Annotated in this window: 10 protein-coding genes; 6 read left to right on the forward strand and 4 right to left on the reverse strand. The window is 37.4% G+C overall.

Features of this window, described 5'->3' with window-relative positions; genetic code table 11:
* The first annotated feature begins 201 nt into the window (after positions 1–201).
* The 3 genes from MHB44_RS13350 to MHB44_RS13360 all read left to right on the forward strand — a co-directional run bounded on the left by MHB44_RS13350 (position 202) and on the right by MHB44_RS13360 (position 2063).
* Positions 202–666 (forward strand): hypothetical protein, encoded by a 465-nt coding sequence (locus tag MHB44_RS13350; RefSeq protein ID WP_341299563.1) that lies wholly within the window; start codon positions 202–204, stop codon positions 664–666.
* Positions 667–782: 116 nt separating this feature from the next.
* The gene (locus MHB44_RS13355; RefSeq protein WP_341299564.1) at positions 783–1304 is read left to right on the forward strand and encodes a hypothetical protein; all 522 of its coding nucleotides are present in this window, start codon (positions 783–785) and stop codon (positions 1302–1304) included.
* A 60-nt stretch (positions 1305–1364) separates the two neighbouring features.
* Positions 1365–2063, forward strand: coding sequence for a response regulator transcription factor (locus MHB44_RS13360; RefSeq protein ID WP_341299565.1), 699 nt, complete (start codon positions 1365–1367; stop codon positions 2061–2063).
* A 12-nt stretch (positions 2064–2075) separates the two neighbouring features.
* Here the strand turns inward: MHB44_RS13360 and MHB44_RS13365 are convergent, their stop codons facing one another.
* The 3 genes from MHB44_RS13365 to MHB44_RS13375 form a co-directional block, all read right to left on the reverse strand.
* Positions 2076–7196 (reverse strand): ATP-binding protein, encoded by a 5121-nt coding sequence (locus tag MHB44_RS13365; RefSeq protein WP_341299566.1) that lies wholly within the window; start codon positions 7194–7196, stop codon positions 2076–2078.
* Positions 7189–8841 carry an HD domain-containing phosphohydrolase gene (locus tag MHB44_RS13370; RefSeq protein WP_341299567.1) on the reverse strand — a complete coding sequence of 551 codons (1653 nt, stop codon included), beginning with the start codon at positions 8839–8841 and terminating at the stop codon, positions 7189–7191. The genes MHB44_RS13365 and MHB44_RS13370 overlap by 8 nt, the downstream gene beginning before the upstream one ends.
* 162 nt (positions 8842–9003) lie before the next feature.
* Positions 9004–9879, reverse strand: a complete 876-nt coding sequence (locus MHB44_RS13375) for an AraC family ligand binding domain-containing protein (protein WP_341299568.1) — start codon at positions 9877–9879, stop codon at positions 9004–9006.
* A 107-nt stretch (positions 9880–9986) separates the two neighbouring features.
* On the opposite strand from MHB44_RS13375, the gene MHB44_RS13380 reads away from it, so the two are divergent.
* Both MHB44_RS13380 and MHB44_RS13385 read left to right on the forward strand, forming a co-directional pair.
* Positions 9987–10910: a DMT family transporter gene (locus MHB44_RS13380; protein WP_341299569.1), complete on the forward strand. Its 924-nt coding sequence runs from the start codon at positions 9987–9989 to the stop codon at positions 10908–10910.
* A 135-nt stretch (positions 10911–11045) separates the two neighbouring features.
* Positions 11046–12092, forward strand: a complete 1047-nt coding sequence (locus MHB44_RS13385; RefSeq protein WP_341299570.1) for a Cj0069 family protein — start codon at positions 11046–11048, stop codon at positions 12090–12092.
* A 66-nt stretch (positions 12093–12158) separates the two neighbouring features.
* Here MHB44_RS13385 and MHB44_RS13390 read toward each other — a convergent pair whose 3' ends face one another.
* Complete coding sequence (locus MHB44_RS13390; protein ID WP_341299571.1) at positions 12159–12791, reverse strand: LysE family transporter; 633 nt, start codon at positions 12789–12791, stop codon at positions 12159–12161.
* A 943-nt stretch (positions 12792–13734) separates the two neighbouring features.
* Here MHB44_RS13390 and MHB44_RS13395 point away from each other — a divergent pair.
* Entirely contained in the window at positions 13735–13908 is a 174-nt protein-coding gene (locus MHB44_RS13395; protein WP_161804062.1) for a hypothetical protein, read from the forward strand.
* Positions 13909–14167: the final 259 nt, after the last annotated feature.

Consider the following 14167-nt stretch of genomic DNA (forward strand, 5'->3'; position numbering starts at 1 on the left):
TTTTCTTAGTTTTTCACCATAACGTATGATTTTATTACATTTTTTTCCATATTTTTATAACAAAGCTTCTTAGTACTACGCCTATCAACTGGCATCCTAGTGTAGAATGTTGTTCAAAAGGCTTATTTCTATGAAAATAACGGTGATTTAAAGGATTTTTCATCATTTTTGTAGTATTACAATGACATGGGGGTGGTGTGAATGTTTGGTATTTTTAAGGAAACAGAGAAGGTCATGGATACATACGAACAAATGCAGACAATCTTAAAATCTTTTCTTACATACGATTTAAGAGAATTGCCTTCACGCTATGAATTTTGGTATCGTGTTGCTATTCGCCAGGAGGAATTGCGAACATTACAGGCAGCACATCGAGCAAAAATTTCAATGACCTCTGCGGTTGGTCGCTTTCATCAAGTACAATATAATAGCATCACACAAAAATTAGCCAAGCTGGAGCGTTTAGCTGATATTTATAAAATGTTTTGTATAGAGGAGGAACGTGAGGGACTCAACCATCGGCTACACTTTCACAAGGAAACAATTGCTGCCTTATACGAGCATATTCAGCAGAAAGAGCTGTACACCTATTGTGATACAGTCCAGCAGCAATTTTGGGAGGCTGTCCGTGAAGACCTTCTCGACGCGGTTGCCCATCTCGACTGATTGACAAAGATCTAACAGCTCCTAAACTACTTGGCACCATTTTAAGGATGCGCTAAATATTTTCCATACTTTTATCAATCTATTTATTACTTTACTAGAATTGAGAGGAACCCATTATGATACCTTGGATTATAGCGGCGGAAATTGCCTTTTGGATTGTCATTATCATAGGGCTAATTAGTCGTTATGTATTGAAAATGCCAAAGTTAAGCATTTTCTTCTTTGCGTTAACACCTGTTATTGATTTACTGCTAATTATCCTGACAACCATTGATTTAAAAAGAGGGACACCTGCTTCCACTTCTCATGGCATTGCGGCGATTTATATCGGTGTGTCCATCGCATATGGGAAAACCATGATTGCCTGGGCTGATGAAAAATTCCAGCAATGGTTTTTCAAAAAGCCGAAAAAAATACCGCTCACTGGCAAGGCAAAAGGCCTATATGATATGAAAATGCTTGTGCGTCATATTAGTGCATTTGCCATCGGTGCTGGTTGCTTATATGGAATGAGCCGATTTGCTGGTACAGCTACCGATACATCTCCCTTACTGCAAATAATGAAAGTCTGGGGCATTGTTTTAGTGATTGATGCCATTATTAGTTTGTCGTATGTCATTTTCCCAAGTCGAAAATAATGTCCCTCTACTCTGCATTGACATTTGTATGGTTACAATGGAAGGAGCTACATCACGAGAATGAACGAGAAAATTTTAATAGTAGAAGATGATATTGATATTATGGAGGTGCTTTCTCTAACAGTTGGGAAGGCAAACTATACTGTACTAAAAGCAACATCCATTGCGCAAGGCTGGCATCTGGCTATTACTGAACAGCCCGATTTAATTTTATTAGATGTAAATTTGCCAGATGGCACAGGCTTTGAGCTGGCAAAAAAAGTTCGTGATCAATCAGATGCTATTATTATTTTTGTCACGGTCAATCATTTCATTGACCAAAAACTTGAAGGCTTTGAAGTTGGTGCAGATGACTATATTACAAAGCCATTTATCCCAAAGGAATTACTGGCACGTGTACAAGCGAATTTAAAAAGAAAATCATTATCAAGAAAAAGCAATATTATACATATTGATAATTTATCGATTCATCTGGACGAAAAAAATGTTTATAAAGATGGTAAACTTTTAAGTTTATTTACAAAGGAAAAGCTATTGTTATTCTTTTTGATTGAGCATGTCAATCAAGTCGTTACAATCGAGCAATTAATTAACCATGTATGGGGATACGATGGTGTAGCCGATTCAAAAACTCTTTCTGTTCATATAAGTACCCTTCGTCGTAAAATTGAGAACACACCCGCTAAGCCAAAATATATTCAAACGGTGAGAGGGTTTGGCTACCAATTTGTCTATCAAAAAGAGAGTGATGAGCCCTAACTAGAGCCCGCATCACTCTCTATAAACCATTGCTGTGACCAGTGGTAATGTAAAGCTAAAGATCGTTCCTTTCTCTTCCAAACTTACAGCAGTAATCTCTCCAGTATGCTGTGTAATAATTTGCTTACAAATAGCCAAGCCAATACCATGTGAAGTTGCTTGATTCATCGTGGAAGCCCGATAGTAGCTATCAAAAATAAAGGGCAAATCACTCTTAGCTATACCAATGCCACTATCCGTTATCGAACAGCGTACATGCATCTCCTCTACATGGATAGAAAATTGAATACTGCCGTCTGTTGTATATTTCATCGCATTGTTCATTAAATTTTCAATTACTTGCGTGATCCGCATCTCATCCATCAATAACCGTGCCTCTGGATAGCCATCAAAGTGCGCACTGTAGCTTAAACCTAATTGCTTTACATCATCCTCGTAGCGGTAGGCAAATCGTTGAAAGTATTCCTTAGCTGTCATTTCTGTAAAAGTAAATTCTGCTCTTCCTGCCTCTAAATTGGCTAAATCAAACAAATCTTGAATCAGACGATTTAGGGATAATAGCCTTTCCTTACTTCTAATTAAATACTTCTCTCTTGCTGCCTCGTCTTCAATTACACCCTCTAGCATTAATTCGATATATCCTAAAGTAGAGGTTAATGGTGAGCGCAATTCGTGGGAAATACTATGCAATAGCTTTTTGCGCTCTAATTCATTTTTTTCTAAGCGCTCATTCACTGTTTTTAAGTCCCGATTGGTTTCATCTAATTCCTTTGTACGCAGCTGCACACGCTGTTCTAATTCGCCATATATTTTAGCATTTTCAATGGATACAGCAATTTGTGCAGCAATTACTTGCAGCAAATGAATATGGGACGGATGAAACGCATTGGTCATTAATGTATTCTCGAAATATAAAATTGCCATAACTTCATTTTTATGAACAATCGGTAGACATAGAATGGATTTAGCAGAGGAGTACGTCAATAACTGATGATATGCCTGCCCATTTTGAATAATGATATGCTCTTTACTTTTCAGCACATAACGTAATATGGACTGCATCGTAGCACTAACATCCTCTATTTTTTTATCCTCATACATCGTAAATGTTGTGGCTAGTGCTTCTGCTTTTGCTAATACCATAAATTGTTGCTGCTGTTTATGGATAAAATAGCCAACATCTGCCCCAATATGCTTTAATAATGAAAACAAGCTTTTATGCAGTAAATCCTCCATTCGTATAGCCGTAGCAAAGGATTGTGTCGTTTCAAAAACCGTCATCATATCAACGGTAAGAGCTTGGTTACTTTGACTTTCTGGTATATGCTGCACCTGATAAGCATTCTCCCATCTCCTTGCAATGGCTTCCGCTCCCCATGCTTGCATACTTTGAATCGCATTAACGATATAATGCTTTGCTGTTTTATACTGCTGCTTGGCATCATAATAATTGGCTGCACGTTCGTAGGCAAGAGCTGCATCCTGGACAAAATGATGCATATTGGCTAATTGAATAGCCCTGTCATAATAAAGCTCAGCATCCTTATCCATCTCTTTCAAACGATAATATTCAGCCATTAATAAAGCATAAAGGTGCTCATAATTCTCAGCAGCATACCGTGACCATTTTTTAAATTTTTTAATGCTTTGGTGAATGTCAGCGTAATACAGCCTTCTTTCCCACTTACTACATTTTTGCTGAAAAAGCCAAGACAATTGCCACATGGCCCGATAAAAATAATAGATAGTAGTAGTCGGCAATGTATACGTTTCCTTACTTAGTTTCTTTAATTCCTTTAAGATGGCCTTTCCCTGCTGTTCATCGCCTAATAAAAAAGACATTTGTAAACGTACTGCATAATGGGTAATTTTAATAGCGGGCTGATCCTGTATTCTAAAGGGATAGGCCCAATGAACAGGATGGTAGGGATAGCGAAGGATCTTCATCCATCTTCCCATTTCAGCTAAAAAGTCTATGGATAATGTGCTTGCTTGGCTGGAAAATTCCTGTTGCTGATGTCTAATTTCCTGCTGTAAATCTTGAATGGTTGTGCCTTGAATTAATCTTATTACAACAATAAAACAAGAGGCAGAGGACACTAAATGAGATAAACCAATTTCCTGGCTTTTTTGTTGCGCCGTACTAATGTATTGAATACTGGTCTCATAGGGCTCTGTCCAGTGGCTAATAAATACACCATATACATAATACGTATGGCCTTTAATATATATACTCTCCTGCCTGTCAGCAACTGTGATAGCAAGCTTGCCAAAACGAGTGGCTTCGTTGATATTGTTAAAGCCTGCATTTAACAGCAGAGCATAGTTAATGAATACCATGCCACTTTTCGATGTTATACCATACTTTAATTGCAGACGTAGTCCTTTCATTAAAAGAATGCCTGTTAAGTTAGGATTTAGTAAAAAGGCACTTGCTGTCATATTAATAATTAAATGAATTAATACATCAATTTCCTTATTATCTGTTGCTGGATGCTGCAATAAATCCTGATCAGACATCTGTCGTAAAGCCAATTTTAGCAATAAAAATTCCTTTAAAAGCTGTGATTTTTTTGGATGTTTTGTAATGTTTATACGAGCGACTTGTAAACCTGCTAGCCCCGCCTCCAAACCAATCGTAGGATTATCAGACTCAATATATAGTACAGTTTTTAAACTATTAACCAATAGCTTCTCTAGCACGGTTTCGGAATGTTGTAAAGCTTCTGTTAAATGGATTTCTGAGAGGTCATAGTACCCTGCTATATACTCACACTCTCCTAAGTTGGCATATAGTTTAACAGACTGTTCTCTGAGAGCTGTCCAATGATTCGGCGGCAATAGCTCCTTACTCATTCTAAAATAATAAAGTGCATTGTCAAAAAGCCCCATTCGCTTCGCCTCAAGCCCTAGTTTATAATTCCAGCTCACTAATCGCTGCTTTTCCTCCCTATTTAATAATTCCTGGGCATAATTATAATGCTTAACAATGTCATTTAAGCGATAATAATCTCCCATATTTGTCTCGTCCTCTGTTAATAGCTTACCAATTTGATAATGTAGCTTCATACGCTCCTGCACTGGTAAATCATGATAGGCTACCTGCTGAATTCGATCATGGACAAATTGAAACTTCAGCGGAATCGTGTGCAAGATTCCCTCATGCTCAAACTTACTAGCCCATTTAAAATGAGCATCCAATGGTATAATGAAGCCGTTTTCCATCAGGATATCCATAAACCTTAGTAATTCCTGTGCGGAGATAGCCACAAGCTTTAAAACAGCACTTAGCTCAAACTGGCGACCAAAACAGGCGATCATCCGCAATAGATGATGAGCGTCTATCGTTAATGTAGACATTCTATTTTCAATAAAGGCTAGGAGCTCCTTGTTTAAAAATAATTGATTGAATTTTTGAAGACTAAACTGCCACTCCTTTCGCTCAGCATGAAAATAGATGGTGTTATTTTGCTGCAATGAACGAACAGCTTCTTTAATAAATAATGGATTCCCTTTTGTTACATGAAATAATTGCTGCGAAATCAACTGGATCGTCTCTGGCTTCGCATGAAAGGATGCTTCCAACCATTGCTGTACAGCCTCTTTCTTCAAAGGTGGTAAATGAATGCGATCCCCAGAAACAATAGGCAGTCCTTTTGACATGTTCATCTCATTCGATCGAAATGTGCCAATAATCATAAAATATCCAGCTCGATGCTGCTCAAAAATTTGTGACATAATATCCATCGTACTGCTAGTTGCCCAATGTAAATCATCCACAAACCATACAACTGGCTTTTTTTGCAGCGCAAAGGTTAATAATATTTTTTGAATCGACAGCAGCATATAAGAATGAAGCTGTTTAGTATTTTCACGAACCTCCTGTTGAATCTCCGTTTCTTTATTGATAAACCATTTGAGCTCAGGCAGCAAATGGACTAACTCATCGGTTATTACAAGCTTTACATCCTGAAATAACTTTTGCCATAACTGAACAGACTTTTCGCCCTCCATATAAATTTGCTTCAATAAGTTCCGTAATGGATGTGCATCAATTGTATAGTCACTTTCTAGCTGTAACTGCTCATACTTTGTTGTAATAAAATATCCTTTCGCTGCTGCAATTTCTCCCTTTAGCTCATACACAAGCCTCGATTTGCCATAGCCAGCCTCACCTAAAATCGTCACTAGCTTTTTATCGCCCCTTGCCACCTGCTGGAAGATTGAAGAAAGCTCTGCACATTGCTGCTCTCTACCATAGAGCTTCGTTGATAGCCCTATACTTAAATGCACATCCTGCTCACCTAGGGGAAAGTTCTCAAGCGGCTCATCTGCCAACAACTTTTTCTGAATATAAAGCAAATCCTCCTTTAGCCCAATGGCACTTTGATAACGTAAATCTGGATTTTTTGCTAGCAGCTTATCGATAACCTTCCAAAGCATAGGTGGAAAGCTACTTTGAGCACTTACCAATGCATCTGGATTTTTTGTGATAATTTCATAAATAAGATCAACAGCATCCTTCGCTTGAAAAGGTAAGTGCCCCTTTACTATTTCATAAAAAATAATACCAAGCGCATATAAATCAGAACGGTAATCTACAGCTACATTCAATCTTCCTGTTTGCTCTGGCGCATAATAAGGCAATTGCTCAATTTGCTCATAGGGATTTTCTATAACCACTGGCGACTCAGCATCATATTTTGCACTATACGTTGAGCTTAATAGCCTTATCTTTAATGAATGTGGATTGATTAAGATTTGCTGTGGATTTAGATGCAAATAAAGCAATTCACTTTGCTGCATTTTTATACAAATATTAGCTAATTCAATTGCTATTTGTAAAAATTGATGTACAGAAATATGATGATAGGTCAATTGCTTTAAGGGCACGCCATTAAAATTTTCATAAATAATTGCATATTGATTATCAATATAATCGATGGCAATCGGCTTTAACAGCCAAGGGTTTTGTTCATGCGCAAATAAAGAAAATTCATACTGCAGCTTTGCTCTTTTTTCAGCAGAGTTGTGGTAAATGCTTTTGACAAGGACCAAGCTATTGTATTTTTGCATATACATTCTCTGCAAATGCCAATCTTGTGTAGACTGTAAAAGAGTACAATCATTCATCAGCAAGGCCTCCTTCCATGATAGTTGTCCCTGTTTGATAGGTTTCTATTGCTTGCCTAATATTTATATTCTGCTCTGATAAACCAGCAAAACTAAAAACAAATTGCTCTAATTTCTCCGCAGTCATATGGTATAGCTTCCATTTTTGATAAGGCATATCTATTAGCTTCTTGTCTTTACTAAAAACAAATATAGCTTTTGCCTCACAATAATCTGCTATTTTAACTAATTCATCCCTTGGTGTTGTATTCTCCAAAATCATTGGATATAGCCCTTTTGAATAAAAGATTCCTTCTATTAACAACAATGGAATACTAGATCTGAATTCTTGGTCGATCCAAAAAATAATAGCACTTCCCTTTTTTGATTCCTGCCGTAATTGCAGCAAAGCCTTATTTAATAATCCTCTTAGTTTTAAACGTCTATCTTCTAAAACCAATTGCTGATCCATTACCTTGACAATTTGATAAATCGGCAGATAAATCTTTGTAAAGCATTCTGCATACGTATATTGATCCTTCAGCCTATTATAGTATTTTTCCATTAAATGCTCTTCGCCTTTCAGCAAATAATCTGAAAATTTATAAAATAATTGCTCAGGTGTTTCTATTTGATACGTAATAAGTTTCTCGATTTTCAATTGAAAATTAATAGGTAGACTAATAGTATCGTTTGTTTCTAACCTTCGAACCATTGGAAGAAGGGGATGCTGATGATTTACCTGCTCCACAAAAGCATGTGTACCATCTGATAATAGGACAATCGCATTTTCTGGATAAATACCAAGAAAATCAACAAATCGAGCTAAAAGCTTGTGATCGAGTAAATGGCGTTCTTTATACATAATCATGATGGCCTCTGCCGCTTCTAATTTCTGCCGATAGGAGGGAGTCATCGTAAGGGCTGAATACATATCGATAAGTTGTAAGAACCGTACCTCTTTTGGAATATGCCTACCCTCTAACCCCTCTGGATAACCAGAGCCATCTATTCGCTCATGATGTGATTTTGCCAAATAAGCAATGGCGTCTAGCCCTCTCTCCTTTAATATTTCATAGCCAAGCTGTGTATGCTGTTTCATACGTGTAAATTCATGTAAAGAAAGCTTGCCCTTTTTATTTAACATCGTTAGTGGTATGTTTAATTTACCAATATCATGAAATAAAAAACCAAGTGCATCCTGCTCTATCCTTGGGATGCCTTCTTTTTTTGCAAATAACGTACAAAGTGTAAAAACATCAACGGCATGTTGGTAATCATAGGTATCATATTGTTGTAAAACTTGCAGCAATCTTCGGTAATGACTATTTTGCATATACTGCTCAAATAAATCCCGTACAAATAAAATATCATTCATATTTTTTAAAGCATGGCCATAGCGTCTTTCCGTACTCAGCTCTGCCAATGTTTCGAAAAAATTAGGAGTATCATCGACTGAATAGGCTTGCAGCACCTCGATTGGGGACGCTTGTTCAATAGATGCTTCAATATCTACAGAATAGACATAGCGATTTTTTAAAAGGGTAATAATACGTTTTGTTAATACACTTCCCTTTTTCATTAACAAACGATTTTCAACATATAAATCCTTGCCTAGTACAGAGCCTTCTTGTAGATCAGCTATTTTTGTTGGCACGACTCTCACATTGAACACCTCTCCTACTTCTGTCTATCTACTACTATAAAAAACGAAGGTTAAAATTGGGTTAAACTATTGAAATTTTTTCGAAACGATAAAATAGAGAGTATTTGCTACTTCGCCAGTCAACGAATGATGGAAGCATTCCTTAGAAATTGTTGAAGGCGCTTATTGTAAAAATTTTTTTCGATATACATGTGGGGAGTAGCCTGTATATTCTTTAAACTTTTCAATATAGTAGCCTAGCCCATCATCGCCGCAATTGTGGTAATGGCGTGCTCTTGATCCTTCAATAGCTCCATGCTTGTGCGAAGTCGATAGTGTAGGAGATAGATAGGTAAAGGGTGTCAGCCCAACGATCTTTTTAAAAAAGCAGCTGCATTCTGCTGGGCTTACATAAACATGTGCGGCTAAATCTGCCAATGTGATTTTTTGGTGGTAATGCGTATGTAAAAAATCCAACATAGCCTTTGGCCGTTCGTGCTGCACAATTGTAGAGGGTGCCATGATATCCTCTGTTAGCATGGATTGTGCGAGCATAGATTCCCATATCCCTAGCAGCTCTCCCCAAACCTTCAGCTCGAAAAATGGGGCTTGCTCTTGCAATAAATTAGCCATGTGCTTCACTTTTTGGGATAATTCATCTGTTAGTTTTCTATAAGATAGTCGATTATTTGTTATATATGGCTGAATGTACTTTGCCATTATAATGCTGTCCTCACGTCCTCCTATAAGCAGAGGGTCTATATTCACACAATAGGTAACAGCCTGCTCAACGTGATATGGCTTTGCTTCATGGAGCCTTGATGTATTAATAAATAACCCTTCCCCTGTTTCAAGCACCACTACATCCGCCTCTATTCGATACTGTACACAGCCGCTTTTGATATAGACAAATTGTATTTCCTTATGCCAATGCAGAGGGAGAACATCCATACTTGCTAAACGTAGAGTGGTTTCATACAAGGCAACTGGAAATTCCTTTGAACCATATAATGTCAGCTCCTGTAAATCTCTGGCGATTTTAATATGGGTTAAGGGCATTTAGATCACCTCAATATATTGAAATTTTTAACCCTATAATTCGATATTTATTTCGATTGAAACCTTTTATAATTATCTTATATTGATAGTTTAGGAGATGTGATCATGTGAAGCAAATTATCGAGAAAAAACGTACACTTGGCTTGCTATTCGTTATTTTAGGAGCGAGCTTTTGGGGAATTGGTGGAACAGTAGCACAACGGCTGTTTCAGCAGGACAATATCGCTGTAGAATGGCTTGTATCTAGCCGTTTATTGTTAGCGGGTATCTTACTGATCGCACTCTATAAAATAACCCACCGTCAAGCATCCATATTTGTCATATGGCGCACGAAGCAAACAGCCTTTCGACAAATTTTATTTAGTTTACTTGGTATGCTAGCTGTTCAATATACATATATGATGTCGATTGCGATTGGGAATTCCGCAGTAGCAACACTGCTACAATATCTAGCACCGCTATTTATTATGGCATATTATTTGCTTACAAGGCACAGCGCATTGACAAGGCAGGATGGCATTGCCGTAACACTAACACTTGTTGGGACATTTTTATTGTTAACAAATGGCTCCTTCTCCACACTGTCTGTTCCCTTTATGGCCGTGTTTTGGGGAATATTATCAGGGCTATCGCTCGCCTTTTATTCAATCTATGCTGTTCCACTTTTACAGCAATTTCATTCATTGCTTGTGGTCGGCTGGTCCATGCTGATTGGTGGAACGGTTATGAGCCTTTTTCATCAGCCATGGGTTATTGATCTCTCCACTTGGACATTTTCCACAGTGCTTTATTATCTTTTTATTATTATTTTTGGCACGATGCTTGCCTTTTGGTTTTATATTGCGAGTTTACGTTATTTATCACCAAAGGAGGCCAGCTTATTAGGTAGCCTCGAACCATTAACAGCCGTTATTACAAGTGTATGGTGGCTAAAAATTTCCTTTGGTGGTTATCAATTTATGGGCACATTGCTGATTTTACTCATGATTTTATATCTCACTGTCTTTCAGAAGAAACAACGAGAAAGATAGTTATCCATAGTGAATACCTCCTAAAAAGATGTAGGAAACTATAAAATTATACATAAAATTTACATATTTCATATATCTTTTTTCCTTATTCCACGATTATACTAAATGTAATAATGGATAAAGGGAGGTATTTTTATGGATAAAAAGGTGATTTTCTTTGAGGTTGAGGGTGGCACAGATAAAGGGCCTGATGGCTATCGTCCTGATACAATGCCAATGGTGGATGCATTAAAGCAGCGTGGGCAAGAAGCAGAGGTGATTTTCTTTGATGTGACGAAAAAGCAGCAAATTTTTGATTATGTGAAGGAACATGCTATTGCCTATGTATCACGTATTAATCCTGGCAACTTACAGCATGAAGAAGAATATTTCGCCATGTTACGAGAGCTATGCCAAACAGGAATTATTGGAATGCCACATCCAGATGCGATGATTAGCTATGGCTCGAAGGATGTCTTATCGAAGCTTACTACTACAAATTTAGTGCCTGATGATACATTTGCCTACTACACAATTGAAGCGTTTAAAGCACAATTCCCTGCTTCCTTAGCTTTAACAGAACGGGTACTCAAGCAAAATCGTGGTTCAACAGGAGAAGGTATTTGGCGTGTAAAATTAGCTGAACCGCTAGCGGAGGGCGCTATGGAAGTCCCACTTGATGCAAAAATTAAATGCACAGAAGCGAAGGACAACCATGTAGAGTATTGGCAGCTTGGCGATTTTATGACTTTCTGTGAGCAGTATATTACAGGGACAAACGGTATGCTAATTGACATGCGCTTCCTGCCACGTATTACAGAGGGTGAAATCCGCTTATTAATGCTGCGCCATCATCCTGTCCATGTGGTACATAAAAAGCCCGCAGACACGGAAGATGCTTTTAGTGCGACACTGTTCTCAGGGGCACAATATCGCTATGACACGCCTGAGGATTGGGCAGAGCTGGTGCAAAACTTTTTAGCACAGCTGCCTCAAGTAACCAGCTTATTAGGCAATTATGACTTACCGCTTATTTGGACAGCAGATTTTATGCTAGATACGAATGAAGCTGGTGAAGACTGCTATATTTTAGGCGAAATGAATTGCTCCTGTGTCGGCTTTACTTCAGAATTATCACTTGCCCATCAAGTGGCAGAGGAAATTTTAGCTTATATCCATGAAAGTACCAAAGTGATTTCATAACCTACAAACCTCCATCACGTTAACATAATAAAAATCCACATACACGTGGATTTTTATTTGTTATATTCATCTATAGACCTTTATTGCTTGTATAAATTCGTAAATAAAATATCCTGCAAAGCCAATCAATAAAAAGCCTGCTAGCATCGTCAGTGTTTTAATCATCTTACGGTTCATAGCTTTACGTGTCATTGAGACAATCGCTAGTAAACCAATATCATGAAGTAAGATCCCACTTAACACACCCGCAGCAATAATTAAAAAGTTTGTTGGCTGTCCTTGACTATAAGATTTTGCCAGCACTACGCCAAATACATTGACCCAAAACACAAGATTACCAGGCGAGATAGCGACCAATAGACCATTAAAATAAGAGGCAAAAATAGATTTTGTGACTTTTTCTCCTGCCAATGTAATATCCTGATCTGCATTCTTAATGGAATCATAGCCCAATAAGAATAAAAAGCCTGCACCGATCAGCCACATTGGCAACTGAATCATAGGCATCGCTAAAATGGAGGCTAGTCCCATATACAGGGCAAACACCAACACAACATCAATGGTCATACCCCCAAGCCCTACAGCCCAGCCATGCATAAAACCATTTTTGAGCCCTTGCTTGGTCATTTCCACTGTAATAGCCCCTACAGGCATCGCAATCGCAAGTCCTACTAATACATATGCTACATATAAACTCAAACAAACAACTTCTTTCATCTTATCGATAAGCTTCATACGTCCGTTTATTTGCTTAATATAGCATAAATATACCGAAATTGAAATAATTATTAACAATTCTTATTGGAGCCAGTTTTCTTCTCCACGTTTCCCTTTTCTATATTCATCTCAAATTCCCATAATAGACTGCATCCATTAGTTAGTAGGATTCATCTTGCTTCTCAGGCTTTAGTAGATTACTTTTTAGGTGAATTCACCATTGTCTTTATAAAACAAATCATACTCACATTTTTCTGTACACCATCTATTTTAATGGACATCGGATGTGTCATAGAAACACCCTGATAACTTTTGCCATCATAATGGACAACCAACGCTCCATCGCTCTGCTCATCAATCGATATTAAATCCTATGAGTATGGAGTCACTGTTTCATAGTGATAAATAATATGAAAAGCTACTAATAATAGAAAAGCTGTTATGAAAACAGCAACATTAACAAGCCTAACCTTTTACACAATCATCTTTTTTCACCTTTTCTAGCAATCTCACTTTATTTTTTACAGGCATCGTTAATGTTTGTATGAGCCGTTCATATTCCTTTTGACAAGTTGGACATTTGGCTAGATGCTGACTCCTCACTCACCACATCATCTACATACAATGGCAAAATATCTTGAATGATTGTACATTTAATCTTGTTCATGTTGCTTCCCTTCATATACGCCATAATTTTCTTTTTACCCGATAAAATGTCACCTTGCCAGCTATCATTTTTCCCAAAAAGTAAACCGATTTTGTCAAAGGGCCGCTCGCCAAAAACACATAAAGTAGAGACCTCTTTAACCCGTATTAACAGGCTGTAAGACCCCTACTTTAAAATAGTTAATGAAAACAAAATAATTAAGTGAGGGTTCAAACAGGCTGTAAAAACCCATTTGGTGAAACGTTCAATCAGTGGAGGATGAGGAAAACCCCACTGATTGAAGGTTCACTTTATACTGATCATCCATTGTATGCAGGTAATGATGCACAGCAAAAGCCGCTTCTTCATCCATTAAATGCTCCACCAATCGAATTTATAATACGGGGTTCTCTATCTGTTGTGTATAACGTTGTTGCTTTTTATAATGTGTAAAGTATGGATTTTTTGCAATCGTAAACAGACATGCATGCACATCCTTTTTTCCATCAAACTGATGAATGGATTTCAGTGACTTAAAAAGTTTCCTGTGTGATTTCCTCTGCGATATGCTTATCTGTCATCAATGATTTCATATTATAAATACACATCATGAAAATATACTTGATACATTTCCTCCACATCCATCAATTAAACTCCCTTCTCTGAACTACCAAACTTTAATTTTGTTATAGAAAATAGACATATTCACTTT

The organism is Lysinibacillus sp. FSL H8-0500, from assembly GCF_038051955.1.
Classification (GTDB): domain Bacteria; phylum Bacillota; class Bacilli; order Bacillales_A; family Planococcaceae; genus Lysinibacillus; species Lysinibacillus macroides.

Excerpts from the sequence above, each read along its gene's own strand:
- MHB44_RS13350 (WP_341299563.1), top strand. The coding sequence starts at position 202 with ATGTTTGGTATTTTTAAGGAAACAGAGAAGGTCATGGATACATACGAA.
- MHB44_RS13355 (WP_341299564.1), top strand. The coding sequence starts at position 783 with ATGATACCTTGGATTATAGCGGCGGAAATTGCCTTTTGGATTGTCATT.
- MHB44_RS13360 (WP_341299565.1), top strand. The coding sequence starts at position 1,365 with ATGAACGAGAAAATTTTAATAGTAGAAGATGATATTGATATTATGGAG.
- MHB44_RS13365 (WP_341299566.1), bottom strand. The coding sequence starts at position 7,196 with ATGAATGATTGTACTCTTTTACAGTCTACACAAGATTGGCATTTGCAG.
- MHB44_RS13375 (WP_341299568.1), bottom strand. The coding sequence starts at position 9,879 with ATGCCCTTAACCCATATTAAAATCGCCAGAGATTTACAGGAGCTGACA.
- MHB44_RS13385 (WP_341299570.1), top strand. The coding sequence starts at position 11,046 with ATGGATAAAAAGGTGATTTTCTTTGAGGTTGAGGGTGGCACAGATAAA.
- MHB44_RS13395 (WP_161804062.1), top strand. The coding sequence starts at position 13,735 with ATGAGGAAAACCCCACTGATTGAAGGTTCACTTTATACTGATCATCCA.